Source organism: Pseudomonas soli (assembly GCF_900110655.1).
In the GTDB taxonomy this organism is placed as follows: domain Bacteria; phylum Pseudomonadota; class Gammaproteobacteria; order Pseudomonadales; family Pseudomonadaceae; genus Aquipseudomonas; species Aquipseudomonas soli.
The window spans coordinates 45,117-58,880 of sequence record NZ_FOEQ01000004.1; the positions used below are offsets into that span (position 1 = coordinate 45,117).

A 13,764-nucleotide genomic window follows, 5' to 3' on the forward strand; every position below is an offset into this window, starting at 1 on the left:
TGGGAGCCAGCTGACAGGCAGTGCTTGCAGCCCGTGAAATCAATTGCCCTCGAACGGAATGCTCTGCACCACCTCCAGCTCGTACCCGGCCAGCCCCGCGTACTTGAGTGGCGGCCCCAAGTGACGCAGCTTGCCCACGCCCAGGTCCTGGAGAATCTGCGCGCCGGTGCCGACCTCCGAGTAGACCTTCGACTGGCCGCGCTGGTAGGGCCGTACTGGCTGAGTCAATTGCGGCACGCGTTCGAGCAAGGCTTGGGAGGATTCATGGTTGGCCAGGATCACCACCACCCCGGCACCTTCTTCGGCGACCTTCTGCAGCGCCGCCCACAGCGTCCAGTTGGCTGGGCCTGCATACTCGGCGCCGACCAGATCGCGCAGCGGGTCGATCACATGCACGCGCACCAGGGTGGGCTGCTCGCGGTGGATCTCGCCCATGACCATGGCCATGTGCACGCCGCCTTCGATGCGGTCTTCGTAGGTCACCAGGCGGAACGTGCCGTGCACCGTGGGCAATGCACGTTCCCCGATGCGCTTGATGGTCTGCTCGGTACTCAGCCGGTAGTGGATCAGGTCGGCGATGGTGCCGATCTTGATGCCGTGGCGGGCAGCGAACACTTCCAGGTCCGGCCGGCGGGCCATGCTGCCGTCGTCATTGAGCACCTCGACGATCACCGAAGCCGGGCTGAAGCCTGCCAGGCGGGCCAGGTCGCAACCGGCCTCGGTGTGCCCGGCGCGGGTCAGCACGCCGCCTTCGCGGGCGCGCAGGGGGAAGATGTGGCCTGGTTGTACCAGGTCTTCGGGGCGGGCATCGGCGGCCATGGCCGCAGCGACGGTGCGCGCCCGGTCGGCGGCGGAAATACCGGTGGTCACGCCGCTGGCGGCCTCGATCGACACGGTGAAGGCGGTGCCGAACACGCTGGCGTTGCTTGGCACCATCTGTTCCAGGCCCAGGCGCTGGCAGTGTTCGTCGGTCAGCGTCAGGCAGATCAGGCCACGCGCCTCGCGGGCCATGAAGTTGATGGCCTGGGCGTCGCAGCGCTCGGCGGCGATCAGCAGGTCGCCTTCGTTTTCCCGGTCCTCGTCGTCCACAAGCAAGACCATCCGGCCCTGGCGATAGTCCTCGAGGAGTTCTTCGATGCTGTTGAAGGCCATGTTGCACGCTCATGCTGGTCAAGAAAGTTTTATGGTATACCATAATACGAAAATGACCGTGCAACAGGAGCGCGACGAATGAAGGCCTACTGGATCGCCCACGTGGACGTCACCGACCCCGAGCAATACCTGCAATACACCCAGCGCGCCCCGGCGGCATTCGTCGCCTTCGGCGGGCGCTTCCTGGCCCGGGGCGGGCGTAGCGAGGCGCTGGAGGGGCGGGCGACGCCGCAGCGCAGCGTGGTGATCGAGTTCGATTCCTATGAGCAGGCCGTGGCCTGCTATCGCTCGGACCTGTACCAGGAGGCCTGCCGCCATCGCCAAGGTGCGGCGATGGCGCAGGTGATCATCGTCGAGGGGCTCGCGCCCTGATCAGACCCGCAGGTGCGGGCCTTTCTTCTCGGGATTGCTGTCGCTGGGAGTGGTTGGCGGCTTGTCCACTGCGGCCAGTGGTTCGTCCTGCACGGGTTGTTGTTCGGCCGGTTGCTGCTGATTGCGCGTGCGCAGCAACGACAGCAGTACGCCGCCGAGCAACAGCCCGAACGTGACCCCCAGCGAAATCCCGGCCGGTACCTTGCCCACCAGCCCGTGCCAGAAGATCTTGCAGCCGATGAAGATCAGCACCAGCGCCAGCGCGTATTTGAGGTAGACGAAGCGGTGCATCAGCGCCGCCAGGGCGAAGTACAGCGAGCGCAGGCCAAGGATGGCGAAGATGTTCGAGGTGTAGACGATGAACGGGTCCTGGGTGATGGCGAAGATCGCCGGCACGCTGTCGACGGCGAACACCAGGTCGGCCAGCTCGATCAGCACCAGGGCCAGGAACAGCGGTGTGGCATAGCGGATGGCGCGGTCGGTTCCGGGCGGCGTGAGATGGACGAAGAAGTGCCGGCCATGCAGCTGGTCGGTTACCCGCATGTGCCGACGCACGAAGCGCAGCACCGGGTTGTTGGCCAGGTCCGGGTGGGCGTCATCCTTGGACAGGGCCATCTTCACCCCGGTGAACAGCAGGAAGGCGCCGAAGATATACAGCACCCAGGCAAAGTGCTGCACCAGTGCGGCGCCCACGCCGATCATGATCGCCCGCAGCACCACTACCCCGAGGATGCCCCAGAACAGCACGCGGTGTTGATAGCGGCGGGGGATGGCGAAGAAGCTGAAGATCATCGCCATGACGAACACGTTATCCATCGACAACGACTGCTCGACCAGGAAGCCCGTATAGAACTCCAGCGCCGGCTGTGCCCCGAGTTCATACCAGACCCATACGCCGAACAGCACGCCGACGCTGAAGTAGCCCGAATACAGCAACAGGCTTTCGCGCATCTCGATCTCGCGGTCCTGGCGGTGCAGCACACCGAGGTCGAGGACCAGCAAGGCGATGACGATGGTGATGAAGACCAGCCACAACCAGGCGCTGGTGCCGAGAAAAGGCGTGAAAAGGAATGTGTGCAGAGCCGTCATGAGCCCCTCCTTGATTGTCGACGTTGCATGGCAACAGTGATTCCGACATGGCGGCGCAAACCGTCAGAGGGGCCCGGCATCACATACGGTTGAGCCTAGACGCGGACGCCGGGCTTGCCGAATGGCAGGCTGTTACATTTTTTTGCATGAACCACACTAGGTAGCGGGCGCTGCTTCGGCGGCAACGAGCAGGGTCTGCAAACGCGCCAGCGCCGATCCTTCATGTTGATTGTCGAACACCTGCAGCGACACCTCCAGCAGCCCGTGGGGCGAGCGCGATACACGCTGCTCGCAGCGCAAGCGCAGGCGGCCCTGGTCGCATTCGAACTGCCTGACGCCCGGCCTGGCGCTGCCTTCCAGGCGCAGTTCGGACAGGCGTCCCTGGGCGGCGAGCAAGGCCAGCGCCTTGTCGCGCAACAGCCCGTTCCCTTGGGTCATCAAGCCGCTGGCGCGCACGGCGGCGGCCATGGCCACCGCCACGATGGTCAACGCCACCAGCACTTCGATCAGGGTGAAACCATCCTCGGTGGCACGCACAGGGCACCTTTCGCGCAGGGCAAAGCGGCACTGTAGAGCGGCCCGATGACGCTTTGACGACGCCGACTCCCGAGCTTTTTCAATATCCGTGACATACCGCCTTGCCACAATCGGCCCCCGATTCGAACTCACGCAAGGAATGCCGAGATGCAGATCGCCCGCCGCAACCTTCCCGCCTGCCGTTTGCGCCAGCAGGGCTTCACCCTGATCGAGATCATGGTGGTGGTGGTGATCCTCGGGATCCTCGCGGCGATGGTGGTGCCCAAGGTGCTCGACCGCCCCGACCAGGCCCGCGCCACGGCGGCGCGCCAGGACATCGGCGGGTTGATGCAGGCACTGAAGCTGTACCGCCTGGACAACGGCGCCTACCCGAACCAGAACCAGGGCCTGAAGGTGTTGGTGGAGAAGCCGGCGCAAGCCAAGGATGGCCAATGGCGTGCCTACCTCGACCGCCTGCCCAACGACCCCTGGGGCCGCCCTTACCAGTACCTGAACCCGGGCGCCAACGGCGAGATCGATGTGTTTTCCCTGGGCGCCGACGGCCAGGCCGGGGGCGATGGGGTGAACGCCGACCTCGGCTCCTGGCAGTTGTGACCGGCCATGGCGCGCCAGGACGGCATGGCCGTGATCAGTGCGCTGTTGATTGCCGCGGTGGTGGCGGTGATCGCCGCAGGCATGATCGAACGCCAGGGGCTGCAGACCCGGCAGGTGGAGAACCGCCAGATGGCGCTGCAGGGGCAATGGGCCCTGGAGGGCGGCCTGCAACTTAGCCGCAGGGTGTTGTTCGAACAACGCCTGCGCGATCCGCTGGTACGTGGCGGCCAACCCTGGACGCGACCGTTGCGCGATGTGCCGTCCGGCAGCGTGCGCTTCGATGGGCAACTGGAGGATGAGCAGGGCAAGTTCAACCTGCGCAACCTGGTGGTCGATGGCCAGGTGGACAGCGAGGCACTGGCGACCTTCCAGCGTCTGTGCGCGCTGATCGGCATCGGCGAGCGGCTGGCCACGGCCATCGCCGGGCAGGTGATCGACAGCTACCCACAGCGTCCGCCGGTATCCCCCGGCAGTGCCGGTCAGGGCCTGCAAGGCGGCCGTGCGACCTCGCCGGCCGTTGCCGCCGAGGCGTTGCCGGCCAGGCGCCCGATGCTGCGCAGCGTCGATGCCCTGGTCGGGCTCAAGGGCATGGACGCCGAGGCCCTGCAGCGCCTGCGCCGATTCGTCACGGTGCTGCCGGCGATGACCTGGATCAATGGCAACACCGCCAGTGCCGAAGTGCTCGCCGCGCAGGTGCCGGGCCTGCCGCTGCAGCAGGCCATGGCGCTGGTGGCCGAGCGCGACAGTGGGCGCTGGTTCATCAACCGGGGCGATTTCGTCAACCGTTTGCGCATGCCGCAGCTGGCCATGGCCAATGTGCGGGTGGGGATCAACAGCGACTGGTTCCGCCTGCGCGGCCAGGCGCGCCTGGGCAGCCGCGAACTACCCCTGCAGGCGCTGCTGCGCCAGCGCGAGGGGCAGTTGCCGGATGTCATCTGGAGCCGGGTGGGCGCATGAGTACGCTGGTTGATGTGCAGCTGCCGCCGTTGGCGGAGCTGGAGGATGCCTCGCTGTTGGACTACCGCCAGGCCGAGCGTGGCGGCCAGGCCACACGCGGGCAATTGCAGCGCGAGATCAAGGGTGGATCCTGGCGCCTGCACTTGCATGCGCACGACAGCCTGGCCCTGGTCCTGGCCTTGCCACCGCTGACGGGCAAGCGCTTGAGCGCGGCGGTGGGTTGCGCGGTCCAGGGGCTGGTGCTCGGCGATGCCGGGCAGGTCCACGTGGCGCACGGGCCGCGCCAGGCAGATGGGAACGTCGCCGTGGCCTGGCTGGGCCTTGCGCAGATGGCGCGCTTGCAGGCATGGCTGCAGGCCGATGGTATCCGCGTGGCCGGGCTGTTCGCCCGGCAGGAGGATACCGCGTCGTCAGTCGATTTGGCCGGCGGGCTTGCCGGGCCTGTGAAATCGCCAGCGTTGGGACGCACCTTGGCGATCTGGGGCGCGGCGGCAGTGATCTGGTGCCTGGGCTTGAACCTCTATGCCGCGCACCTGGCCGACGAGGGTGAGCAGTTGCGTGCGCACATGGTCGCCCAGGTGCGCATGGCCTTCCCGCAGTTGCCGGTAGTGCTCAACCCCCTGCAGCAGGCACGTCAGCAACTGCAGGCCGGGCAGGGTGGCGCTGGCTCGGGGCTGGCGGTCTTGCTCGACGGCGCCGGCCAGGTCATGCCGTTTTTGGCAGGCAATGTCGAGGCGCTGGATTATCAGGATGGCGTGCTGCGCCTCACTCCCCTGGACGATGGCGGCAAGGCCCCGGCGGACAGTGCCTGGCAGGCCGACCTCGCCGCACGCGGCATCGAAGGCCAGGCCAGTGGGCAAGGCTGGACCCTGCGTGCGGCCAACCCATCCGGCGAGGAGCTGGCCCATGTCGATTAAGACCCGCCTGGGCCTGCTGCGCGGTCAGGCCCGGCAACGCTGGCAAGCCCTGGCCGCGAGGGAGCGTCGTGCGGTCGCCCTGGCAGGCGGCTTGCTCGGCGCGCTGTTCTGCTGGCAGGTACTGGTGCAGCCAGCCCTGGCCCGGATCGACCACTGGCAGGCCGAAACACCCAAGTTGCGCAGCCAGGCGCAGGCGCTCGATGCCTTGCTCGGCGAGCGCCTGGCACAACGGCCTGCGGATACCGCCCAGGCTTTGCGCCAGAGCCTGGAGCAGGCTGGCCTGCTGGCGCAGTCACTGCTCGACGGCGAGGGCGATACCTGGCACCTGGGCTGGCAGCGGGCCCCCGCAGAGGCGGCCATGGCCTGGCTACAGTCTGTGCCGCTGCGCCTTGGGCTCGGTGTTGGCCAGCTGACATTGCGCCGGGACCCCGGCGAGCCCGGCAGCCCGGTGACCTTTTCCGGAACCCTTCGCATGACTCAGGCGCATGGCGCTAAGGACCCTTCATGACGTGCCTCCGTTCACCGCGACTGCCGTTCGCGCCCTTGCTCCTGGCCCTGGCACTCAGCGCCTGCGCCAGCGCGCCGAGCGTGCAACGTCCCCTGGCCAGCAGCGAGCTGGGCCGTCCGCTGGCCGAAGCCGGTGCCACGGCGGGCACCCTGGATCACCGCGAACCGCAGAGCCGCCCGCTGCAGCGCCAGTCGCCGCCCCGGGTCGGCCAGCGCCACAGCCGCGCCGTGGCCGCACCCGCGCCGGCCAATCCACTGGGCGACCAGCCGGTACAGCTGAACTTCGTCGATGCCGATATCCAGGCAGTGGTGCGCGGCCTGTCCCGCGCCACCGGTCGCCAGTTCCTGGTGGATCCACGGGTCAAGGGCCAGCTGACCCTGGTTTCCGAAGGCGAGGTGCCTGCCGCCAAGGCTTATTCCATGCTGCTGTCGGCCCTGCGCATGCAGGGCTTCAGCGTGGTCGATGTCGGCGGCGTGGCCCAGGTGGTGCCCCAGGCCGACGCCAAGCTGCTCGGCGGCGCGCTGGTGAGCGGCGACCGCGACGCCGGCAACGGCATGGTCACCCGGACCTTCCGTCTGCAGTACGAGAACGCCGTCAACCTCATCCCGGTGCTGCGCCCGATCGTCTCGCCGGACAACCCGATCAACGCCTACCCGGGTAACAACACCCTGGTCGTCACCGATTACGCCGAAAACCTCGAGCGGGTCGCGCAGATCCTTGACCGGGTCGACATCCCCAGCGCCATCGACACCGATGTGGTGGCGATCAACAACGGTATCGCCAGCGACATCGCCAGCATGGTCAACGAACTGCTCGACAGCCAGGGTAGCGACCCGACCCAGAAGATCAGCGTGCTGGGCGATCCGCGCTCGAACAGCGTGGTGATCCGCTCCGGCAGCCCCGAGCGTACCCAGCTGGCCCGTGACCTGGTCTACAAGCTCGACAATGCGCAGAACAGCGCCGGCAACCTGCACGTGGTGTACCTGCGCAATGCCCAGGCCGACAAGCTGGCGCAGAGCCTGCGGGGGCTGCTGACCGGCGAGAGCGACAGTGCCACTGCCGACGGCACGCGTGCGCTGCTCAGCGGTGGCGGCATGCTCACCGCCGGCAGTGGCAACGGCAACGGCGCCAGCACCGGCAACAACAGCGCCACGCAGAACAGCAGTACAACTGGCAGCCAGAACCGCGGCAACAGCCTGGGCGCCGGCAGCACGCCGAACGGCTACGGCGCCAGCGCGCAGCAGAACGACCAAGGCACCGCGTTCTCCGCCGGCGGCGCGACCATCCAGGCCGACAAGACCACCAACACCCTGCTGATTTCCGCCCCGGAGCCGCTGTATCGCAGCCTGCGCGAGGTCATCGACCAGCTTGATCAACGCCGCGCCCAGGTGGTGGTGGAAAGCCTGATCGTCGAGGTCGGCGAGGACGACGCCAATGAGTTCGGCATTCAGTGGCAGGCCGGCAACCTAGGCAAGAATGGCGTGTTCGGCGGTGCCAACCTCGGTGGCAGCGGGTTGGTCAAGGGGCCGAGCAGCATCGATGTGCTGCCCAAGGGGCTGTCGGTGGGCGTGGTCGATGGCACGGTGAAGATCCCCGGCATCGGCGAGGTGCTCGACCTCAAGGTGCTGGCCCGTGCGTTGACCAGCAAGGGGGGCAGCAACGTTTTGTCTACACCCAACCTGCTGACCCTGGACAACGAGGCGGCGAGCATCTTCGTCGGCCAGACCATCCCCTTCGTCAGCGGCCAGTACGTAACCGATGGCGGCGGCAACAGCAACAACCCGTTCCAGACCATCCAGCGCGAGGAAGTGGGCCTGCGCCTGAACGTGCGGCCGCAGATCTCCGAGGGCGGCACGGTCAAGCTCGACGTCTACCAAGAGGTCAGCAGCGTCGACCAGCGTGCCTCGAGTGCCGCCGGCACGGTGACCAACAAGCGCGCCATCGACACCAGCATCCTGCTCGACGATGGCCAGATCATGGTCCTCGGTGGGTTGTTGCAGGACGGCTACACCCAGAGCAACGAGGGCATCCCGTGGCTGTCCGGGCTGCCGGGGGTAGGCGCGCTGTTTCGCAGCGAGCGCCGGGCCAGCACCAAGACCAACCTGATGGTGTTCCTGCGCCCGTACATCGTGCGCGATGCCGCGGCCGGGCGCAGCATCACCCTGAACCGCTACGACTTCATCCGTCGTACCCAGGGCAACCTCAAGCCCGAGCACTCCTGGGCACTGCCGGACATAGACATGCCGCTGCTGCCGCCGGTGGAGCAGGGCGTGCCCGACCAGGGCCGCGCGCGGCCGGTGTCATCGCAGGCGCCACGGGCCTCGATCCGTGCCGTGCCGGTGGACGAGGTGGCCCGTTGAGCCGCCTGCCGTATGCCTGGGCCAAGGCCCAGCGGGTGGTGCTGCAGGCCGATGACGAGGCGAGGGCGGTACTCTCGTGTTGCCCTTCGAGCCCGGGCTGGGCGGTGGCAGAGGTGCGTCGGCGCTTTGGCGCGGTGGCTGTCGAAGCGGTTACCGACGCGAACATGGACGCGTTGCTGGTCAGCGCCTACGCCGATACCGGCAGCGCCGCGGCGGTGGTGGGCGCGGCGGAGAACGAGGTGGACCTCGACCGCCTGCTGCAGGACATCCCGGAAGTCACCGACCTGCTCGAGGCCCAGGACGACGCGCCGGTGATCCGCATGATCAACGCCTTGCTCACCCAGGCGGCCCGCGACCAGGCCAGCGACATTCATATCGAGCCGTTCGAGAGCCACTGCCTGGTGCGCTACCGGGTCGACGGCACCCTGCGCGACGTGGTCTCGCCGCGCAAGGCGTTGCACGGAGCGCTGGTGTCGCGGATCAAGATCATGGCGCAGCTGGACATCGCCGAGAAGCGCCTGCCCCAGGACGGCCGCATCGCCCTGCGCGTGGCCGGGCGGCCCATCGATATCCGCGTGTCCACCGTGCCCACCGGCCATGGCGAGCGCGTGGTCATGCGCCTGCTGGACAAACAGGCCGGGCGCCTGCGCCTGGAGGCGCTGGGCATGGACGCCGCGGTGCTGGCACGGCTGGACCAGTTGATCCGCCAGCCGCATGGCATCGTGCTGGTCACCGGCCCCACCGGCTCGGGCAAGACCACCAGCCTATACGCGGCGTTGGCGCGGCTGGATGCCAGTGTCAGCAACATCCTCACCGTCGAGGATCCGGTGGAATACGACCTGCCGGGGATCAGCCAGATCCAGGTCAACGCGCGTATCGACATGAGCTTCGCCGTGGCCCTGCGCGCCATCCTGCGCCAGGACCCGGACGTGATCATGATCGGCGAGATCCGCGACCTGGAGACCGCGCAGATCGCCGTGCAGGCCTCGCTGACCGGGCACCTGGTGCTGGCCACGCTGCACACCAACGATGCGGTGTCGGCGGTCAACCGCCTGGTCGACATGGGCGTCGAGCCGTTCCTGCTGGCCTCGGCGCTGCTCGGCGTGCTGGCCCAGCGCCTGGTGCGGCGTCTGTGCCCGCACTGCCGCGAGCCCGATCCGGCCACGCCCGGGCAGTACCGGGCGGTGGGCTGCGCGCATTGCAATCACTCAGGCTACAGCGGGCGCACCGGCATCCACGAGCTGTTCTGCGTGGACGACGCAGTGCGCGCCCTGGTGCACCAGGGCGCCGATGAACAGGCCCTGCGCGCCGCCGCCCGGGGTAACGGCATGCGCAGCATGCGCGAGGACGGCCAGCGCTGGGTCGACAGCGGCAGCACCTGCCTGGAAGAAATCCTGCGCGTGACACGGGATACCTGATGAACCGTTACCGCTATGAAGCCGCCGACGCCCAGGGGCATATCATCAAAGGGCTGCTCGAAGCCGACAGTCCGGGCGCCGCGATGGCGCAATTGCGCGGCCTGGGGCTGACCGCGCTGGAGGTCGAGGCCCAGGCCGCTGCCGTGCAGGGCGCGGGCCTGTTCAGCGCCCGGCTGAGTGATGGCGACCTGGCATGGGCCACGCGTCAGCTGGCCAGCCTGCTGGCCGCCGGCCTGCCGCTGGAGGCGGCGCTGGGCGCGACCCTGGAACAGGCCGAGCGCAAGCCTGTGGCGCAGTTGCTGGCGGCAGTGCGCGGCGATGTGCGCAGTGGCATGCGCCTGGCCGACGCACTGGCCGAACGGCCGCGGGACTTCCCCGAAATCTACCGGGCGCTGGTGGCGGCGGGCGAGGAGTCCGGCGACCTGGCCCAGGTAATGGAGCGCCTGGCCGACTACATCGAGGAGCGCAACACCTTGCGCGGCAAGATACTCACCGCTTTCATCTATCCCGGCGTGGTCGGGCTGGTGTCGGTGGGCATCGTCATCTTCCTGCTCAGCTATGTGGTGCCGCAGGTGGTCAGCGCCTTCACCCAGGCACGTCAGGACCTGCCCGGGCTGACCCTGGCGATGCTGGCGGCCAGTGACTTCGTGCGTGAATGGGGCGTGCTGTGCTTCGCCCTGATGGCTGGGGCGGTCTGGGCCTGGCGGGTCTACTTGCGCGCCCCGGCGGCGCGCCTGGCCTGGCACGCCCGGATCCTGCGGCTGCCGTTGCTCGGCCGTTTCGTGTTGGGCCTGAACACGGCGCGCTTTGCTTCCACGCTTGCGATCCTCGGCAGCGCCGGGGTACCGCTGCTGCGTGCGCTGGAGGCGGCGCGCCAGACCTTGGGCAACGATCGCCTCGACCAGTGTGTCAGCGAGGCCACCGCACGGGTGCGCGAGGGCGCCGGGCTGGCCTCGGCGCTGGCGGTGGAAAAGGTCTTCCCGCCGCTGCTCATCCACCTGATCGCCAGCGGCGAGAAGACCGGCAACCTGCCGCCGATGCTCGACCGCGCCGCCGACAGCCTGGCCAAGGACATCGAGCGCCGCGCCATGGGCATGACCGCGCTGCTCGAGCCGCTGATGATCGTGATCATGGGGGCGGTGGTGCTGCTGATCGTCATGGCGGTGCTGATGCCGATCATCGAGATCAACCAGCTGGTGCAGTGACCTGCTGCACCACTTCCCACACCTTGTTGGCGGAACCAGTATCAAGAAGGAGGGTTGAGCTGTGAACGCAAGAGGGGGCGGATCTTGGCCGGGTTCTTCCATTCAGCCAAGGCCAGTGGTGTAAAGGCGCCTCCCGCGAGGCGCCTTTGCGGTGCTCAGCTCTCTTCCTTCGGCTGCACCACGATCGCCAGGGCGTCCGGCTCGGGGCCGGCTTTCCAGCGGGCCTTCTCGGTCCAGTTGGCTGTGCTGATCACCGCGACCTCATCGCCGCCGCTGATCGCCACATAGACCCGCTTGCCATCCGGCGAGACCACCGCGCCAATCGGCAGCGCCTCTTCGCCGAGCATCGTGCGGCGGTATTCGGCGCCTTCGCGCGCCAGGCCGATGCGCTTGATCTCTTTCTTGGCCACCACATCGATCACCGCCAGTTCCGCCGACTTGGCGCAGGTGACAAGCGCATACTTGCCATCCGGGGTCATCGCGACGCGGATCGGGAACAGGCCGGTGCGGATACGGTCGGTGACTTCCAGGCGCTTGCTATCGACGATGACCACTTCGTTGCCGTCGCGGTTGCTGACCCATACCTGGGTGCCGCTGGGGGTCACCGCCACGCCTTCGCTGCCGGCGCCCGTGGGGATCTCGGCGATTTTCTTCTTGTGCAGCAGGTCGACCACCGACAGCGTGCCGCTCTCGACATGGCTGACGTAGGCGCGGTCGGCACCGGGTGACAGCGCGACCATGTGCGGTTTGCCGCCACCGACGTCGATGCGGTCGAGCACTTTACCTTGGGCCAGGTCGACCACCAGCAGACGTTCGCTGGCTTCGGTGGTGACCACCACACGCTGGCTGTCGGGCAGGAAACGAATGCCATGGGGGCGGGTGTCTTCGCCCAGGTCGATGGTGCGCACGACCGTCCGGGTCGGCCAATCGATCACGCTCAGGCTGTTGTTCGCCGTGCCTTGCGCGCCGTAGTTGCCGACCACGGCGAGCAGGCCATTGCCACTGACCACCACCTCGTGGGGGCCGGTGCCTACCGGCAGGCGGATCATTTCCTGGCCACTGCCAGTGTCCAGGGCCGACACGCTGGCGTCGGCCTTGTTGCCGACCAGCAGCACGTCGTCGGCATTGGCCAAGGTGGCGCAGGCCAGCAGGGCACCGGCCAGGGCCAGCAGGCGGAAGGGGGGTGTGAATGTCATGGGGTAGGGCATGTCCAGTCTCCTTGAAGGTGTGATCCTTGTTGCATGCACTGGCTGTGACCCGTCGGGCCGTCCGAGAGTTTCAGTGGACATGTGCACGCCGACGGTGGCTGGCGGTGCTGATGCTGATCATCGAGATCAACCAGCTGGTGCAGTGACCTGCTGCGCCACCTCCCACACCTGTTGGCGGAACCAGCGACGCAAGGGGTCGGCGTGGGTGCGCGCGTGCCAGATCTGCATCACTTCGACCCGGGGCAGCGCCAGGGGCAGGGTGTGCAGGCGCAGGCCGGGGTCGCGCTCGACCGCTTCGATGGCCAGCGAGCGCAGGCAGGTCAGCAGCAGGTCGGTGCCGCGCACCAGACGCGTAGGGGCAATGAAGCTGGACAGGCCGGCCACCACCCGACGTTGCCGACCAACAGCCCGCAGGGCGTGATCGACCCGGCCATCGAGGTCGCCGGTGAGTGTGGTCAGCAGGTGCTCGCAGGCCAGGAACGCCTCCAGGCTCATGCCCTCGGTCAGGTGTGGGTTGTCGGCGGCGGCCAGTACCACGAAGTCCTCACTGAGCAGGCGCTGTTGATGGAAGGTGTCCGGCAAACCGTTGTAGAAACCGGCGATGGCCAGGTCGCAGGTGCCTTTTTCCAGCGCCTCGCGTGGCAGGTTGCCCTGGGTGTTGTGGGTGATCAGGGTCAGGTTCGGTGCCTGGGTGCGCAGGATCGGCAGCAGCCTGGGCAGCAGGGTCTGCTCCAGGTAGTCGGTGCTGTAAAGGTGCACCTGGGTCGGGCGGGAGAGGAAATCATCGCCGTCGCAATCCCTGTAGAAGTCCTGTAGCTGTGCAACCAGCTGCTGTATCCGGGGCGCCAGCTCATGGGCCCTGGGCGTTGGCGTGAGACCACGCGGCGCACGCACGAACAAGGGGTCGCCGAACTGCTGGCGCAGCTTGTTGAGCTTGTGGCTCAGGGCGGGCTGGCTGAGGGCCAGCCGTTGCGCTGCATGGGAGGCATTGCGCTCTTCATAGAGCACCTGGAACAGGTGCAGCAGGTTGAGGTCCTTGTTGCTGATATTCATAAAACGAATCACAGGAATAAGTGCTTTCGAATTATCGAATCATAACGCGATGGTTAGGATGGGCCCAACTTGTTGAGGGAGACGCCCCGTGACCATTGCCATCTTCGCCACTATCCAGCCGCATCCTGAACACCGTGAGGTCACAGAACAGGCCTTGCGCCTGATGGTGGGGCAGACCCGCGCCGAGCCCGGCAACCTGCGCTATGACCTGTTCGTCCGCGAGGGCGAGGTGCTGGCGTTCGAGCTGTTCGAGTTGTATGTCGATGCCGCCGCCGTCGAGGCCCATCGCAACAGTGCCCATTACCAGGCCTATCGCGCCGCCAGCGCCGGCTGGTTGGCCGCACCGACTCAAGTCCAGCTTGCCCACGGGCTGGATATCGCGCCATTCAACTGA

At 67.4% G+C, this 13,764-nt stretch carries 14 protein-coding genes; 9 read left to right on the forward strand and 5 right to left on the reverse strand.

What is annotated here, in order from left to right:
* Nucleotides 1–39: 39 nt before the first annotated feature.
* Nucleotides 40–1,152 (reverse strand): bifunctional 3,4-dihydroxy-2-butanone-4-phosphate synthase/GTP cyclohydrolase II, encoded by a 1,113-nt coding sequence (gene ribBA / locus BMY03_RS11235; RefSeq protein WP_094011078.1) that lies wholly within the window; start codon nucleotides 1,150–1,152, stop codon nucleotides 40–42.
* Nucleotides 1,153–1,230: 78 nt separating this feature from the next.
* Between ribBA and BMY03_RS11240 the strand changes: the two genes are divergently transcribed.
* Entirely contained in the window at nucleotides 1,231–1,524 is a 294-nt protein-coding gene (locus tag BMY03_RS11240) for a DUF1330 domain-containing protein (protein WP_038705893.1), read from the forward strand.
* On the opposite strand, the gene BMY03_RS11245 is transcribed toward BMY03_RS11240, so the two are convergent.
* Together BMY03_RS11245 and gspI are read right to left on the reverse strand one after the other, a co-directional pair.
* Nucleotides 1,525–2,613 (reverse strand): TerC family protein, encoded by a 1,089-nt coding sequence (locus BMY03_RS11245; RefSeq protein ID WP_244891314.1) that lies wholly within the window; start codon nucleotides 2,611–2,613, stop codon nucleotides 1,525–1,527.
* Nucleotides 2,614–2,769: 156 nt separating this feature from the next.
* On the reverse strand, nucleotides 2,770–3,150 hold the full coding sequence (gene gspI, locus BMY03_RS11250) for a type II secretion system minor pseudopilin GspI (protein WP_094011079.1): 381 nt from the start codon (nucleotides 3,148–3,150) through the stop codon (nucleotides 2,770–2,772).
* A gap of 147 nt (nucleotides 3,151–3,297) precedes the next feature.
* Here gspI and gspG point away from each other — a divergent pair, with 147 nt between their 5' ends.
* From gspG to gspF, 7 genes are read left to right on the forward strand one after another with little or no spacing between them, the layout of a single operon-like run.
* Entirely contained in the window at nucleotides 3,298–3,744 is a 447-nt protein-coding gene (gene gspG / locus BMY03_RS11255) for a type II secretion system major pseudopilin GspG (RefSeq protein WP_094011080.1), read from the forward strand.
* A 6-nt stretch (nucleotides 3,745–3,750) separates the two neighbouring features.
* Nucleotides 3,751–4,701, forward strand: coding sequence for a type II secretion system minor pseudopilin GspK (gspK, locus tag BMY03_RS11260; protein ID WP_038705896.1), 951 nt, complete (start codon nucleotides 3,751–3,753; stop codon nucleotides 4,699–4,701).
* Nucleotides 4,698–5,618 (forward strand): type II secretion system protein GspL, encoded by a 921-nt coding sequence (gene gspL, locus BMY03_RS11265; RefSeq protein ID WP_094011081.1) that lies wholly within the window; start codon nucleotides 4,698–4,700, stop codon nucleotides 5,616–5,618. The genes gspK and gspL overlap by 4 nt, the downstream gene beginning before the upstream one ends.
* The gene (gene gspM, locus BMY03_RS11270; RefSeq protein ID WP_094011082.1) at nucleotides 5,608–6,126 is read left to right on the forward strand and encodes a type II secretion system protein GspM; all 519 of its coding nucleotides are present in this window, start codon (nucleotides 5,608–5,610) and stop codon (nucleotides 6,124–6,126) included. The genes gspL and gspM overlap by 11 nt, the downstream gene beginning before the upstream one ends.
* Nucleotides 6,123–8,486, forward strand: coding sequence for a type II secretion system secretin GspD (gene gspD, locus BMY03_RS11275; RefSeq protein ID WP_094011083.1), 2,364 nt, complete (start codon nucleotides 6,123–6,125; stop codon nucleotides 8,484–8,486). Before gspM ends, gspD begins: the two co-directional genes overlap by 4 nt.
* Nucleotides 8,483–9,904 carry a type II secretion system ATPase GspE gene (gspE, locus tag BMY03_RS11280; protein ID WP_038705899.1) on the forward strand — a complete coding sequence of 474 codons (1,422 nt, stop codon included), beginning with the start codon at nucleotides 8,483–8,485 and terminating at the stop codon, nucleotides 9,902–9,904. The genes gspD and gspE overlap by 4 nt, the downstream gene beginning before the upstream one ends.
* Entirely contained in the window at nucleotides 9,904–11,109 is a 1,206-nt protein-coding gene (gene gspF / locus BMY03_RS11285; protein WP_094011084.1) for a type II secretion system inner membrane protein GspF, read from the forward strand. The genes gspE and gspF overlap by 1 nt, the downstream gene beginning before the upstream one ends.
* 155 nt (nucleotides 11,110–11,264) lie before the next feature.
* On the opposite strand, the gene BMY03_RS11290 is transcribed toward gspF, so the two are convergent.
* Complete coding sequence (locus BMY03_RS11290) at nucleotides 11,265–12,317, reverse strand: YncE family protein (RefSeq protein ID WP_158659520.1); 1,053 nt, start codon at nucleotides 12,315–12,317, stop codon at nucleotides 11,265–11,267.
* A 126-nt stretch (nucleotides 12,318–12,443) separates the two neighbouring features.
* Entirely contained in the window at nucleotides 12,444–13,370 is a 927-nt protein-coding gene (locus BMY03_RS11295; RefSeq protein WP_038705901.1) for a LysR family transcriptional regulator, read from the reverse strand.
* An 88-nt stretch (nucleotides 13,371–13,458) separates the two neighbouring features.
* On the opposite strand from BMY03_RS11295, the gene BMY03_RS11300 reads away from it, so the two are divergent.
* The gene (locus BMY03_RS11300; RefSeq protein WP_094011086.1) at nucleotides 13,459–13,764 is read left to right on the forward strand and encodes a putative quinol monooxygenase; all 306 of its coding nucleotides are present in this window, start codon (nucleotides 13,459–13,461) and stop codon (nucleotides 13,762–13,764) included.

What these genes read in the sequence shown, in the direction of transcription:
- ribBA (WP_094011078.1), bottom strand. Translation starts at nt 1,152, where the DNA reads ATGGCCTTCAACAGCATCGAAGAACTCCTCGAGGACTATCGCCAGGGC.
- BMY03_RS11240 (WP_038705893.1), top strand. Translation starts at nt 1,231, where the DNA reads ATGAAGGCCTACTGGATCGCCCACGTGGACGTCACCGACCCCGAGCAA.
- BMY03_RS11245 (WP_244891314.1), bottom strand. Translation starts at nt 2,613, where the DNA reads ATGACGGCTCTGCACACATTCCTTTTCACGCCTTTTCTCGGCACCAGC.
- gspG (WP_094011080.1), top strand. Translation starts at nt 3,298, where the DNA reads ATGCAGATCGCCCGCCGCAACCTTCCCGCCTGCCGTTTGCGCCAGCAG.
- gspK (WP_038705896.1), top strand. Translation starts at nt 3,751, where the DNA reads ATGGCGCGCCAGGACGGCATGGCCGTGATCAGTGCGCTGTTGATTGCC.
- gspL (WP_094011081.1), top strand. Translation starts at nt 4,698, where the DNA reads ATGAGTACGCTGGTTGATGTGCAGCTGCCGCCGTTGGCGGAGCTGGAG.
- gspM (WP_094011082.1), top strand. Translation starts at nt 5,608, where the DNA reads ATGTCGATTAAGACCCGCCTGGGCCTGCTGCGCGGTCAGGCCCGGCAA.
- gspD (WP_094011083.1), top strand. Translation starts at nt 6,123, where the DNA reads ATGACGTGCCTCCGTTCACCGCGACTGCCGTTCGCGCCCTTGCTCCTG.
- gspF (WP_094011084.1), top strand. Translation starts at nt 9,904, where the DNA reads ATGAACCGTTACCGCTATGAAGCCGCCGACGCCCAGGGGCATATCATC.
- BMY03_RS11290 (WP_158659520.1), bottom strand. Translation starts at nt 12,317, where the DNA reads ATGCCCTACCCCATGACATTCACACCCCCCTTCCGCCTGCTGGCCCTG.
- BMY03_RS11295 (WP_038705901.1), bottom strand. Translation starts at nt 13,370, where the DNA reads ATGAATATCAGCAACAAGGACCTCAACCTGCTGCACCTGTTCCAGGTG.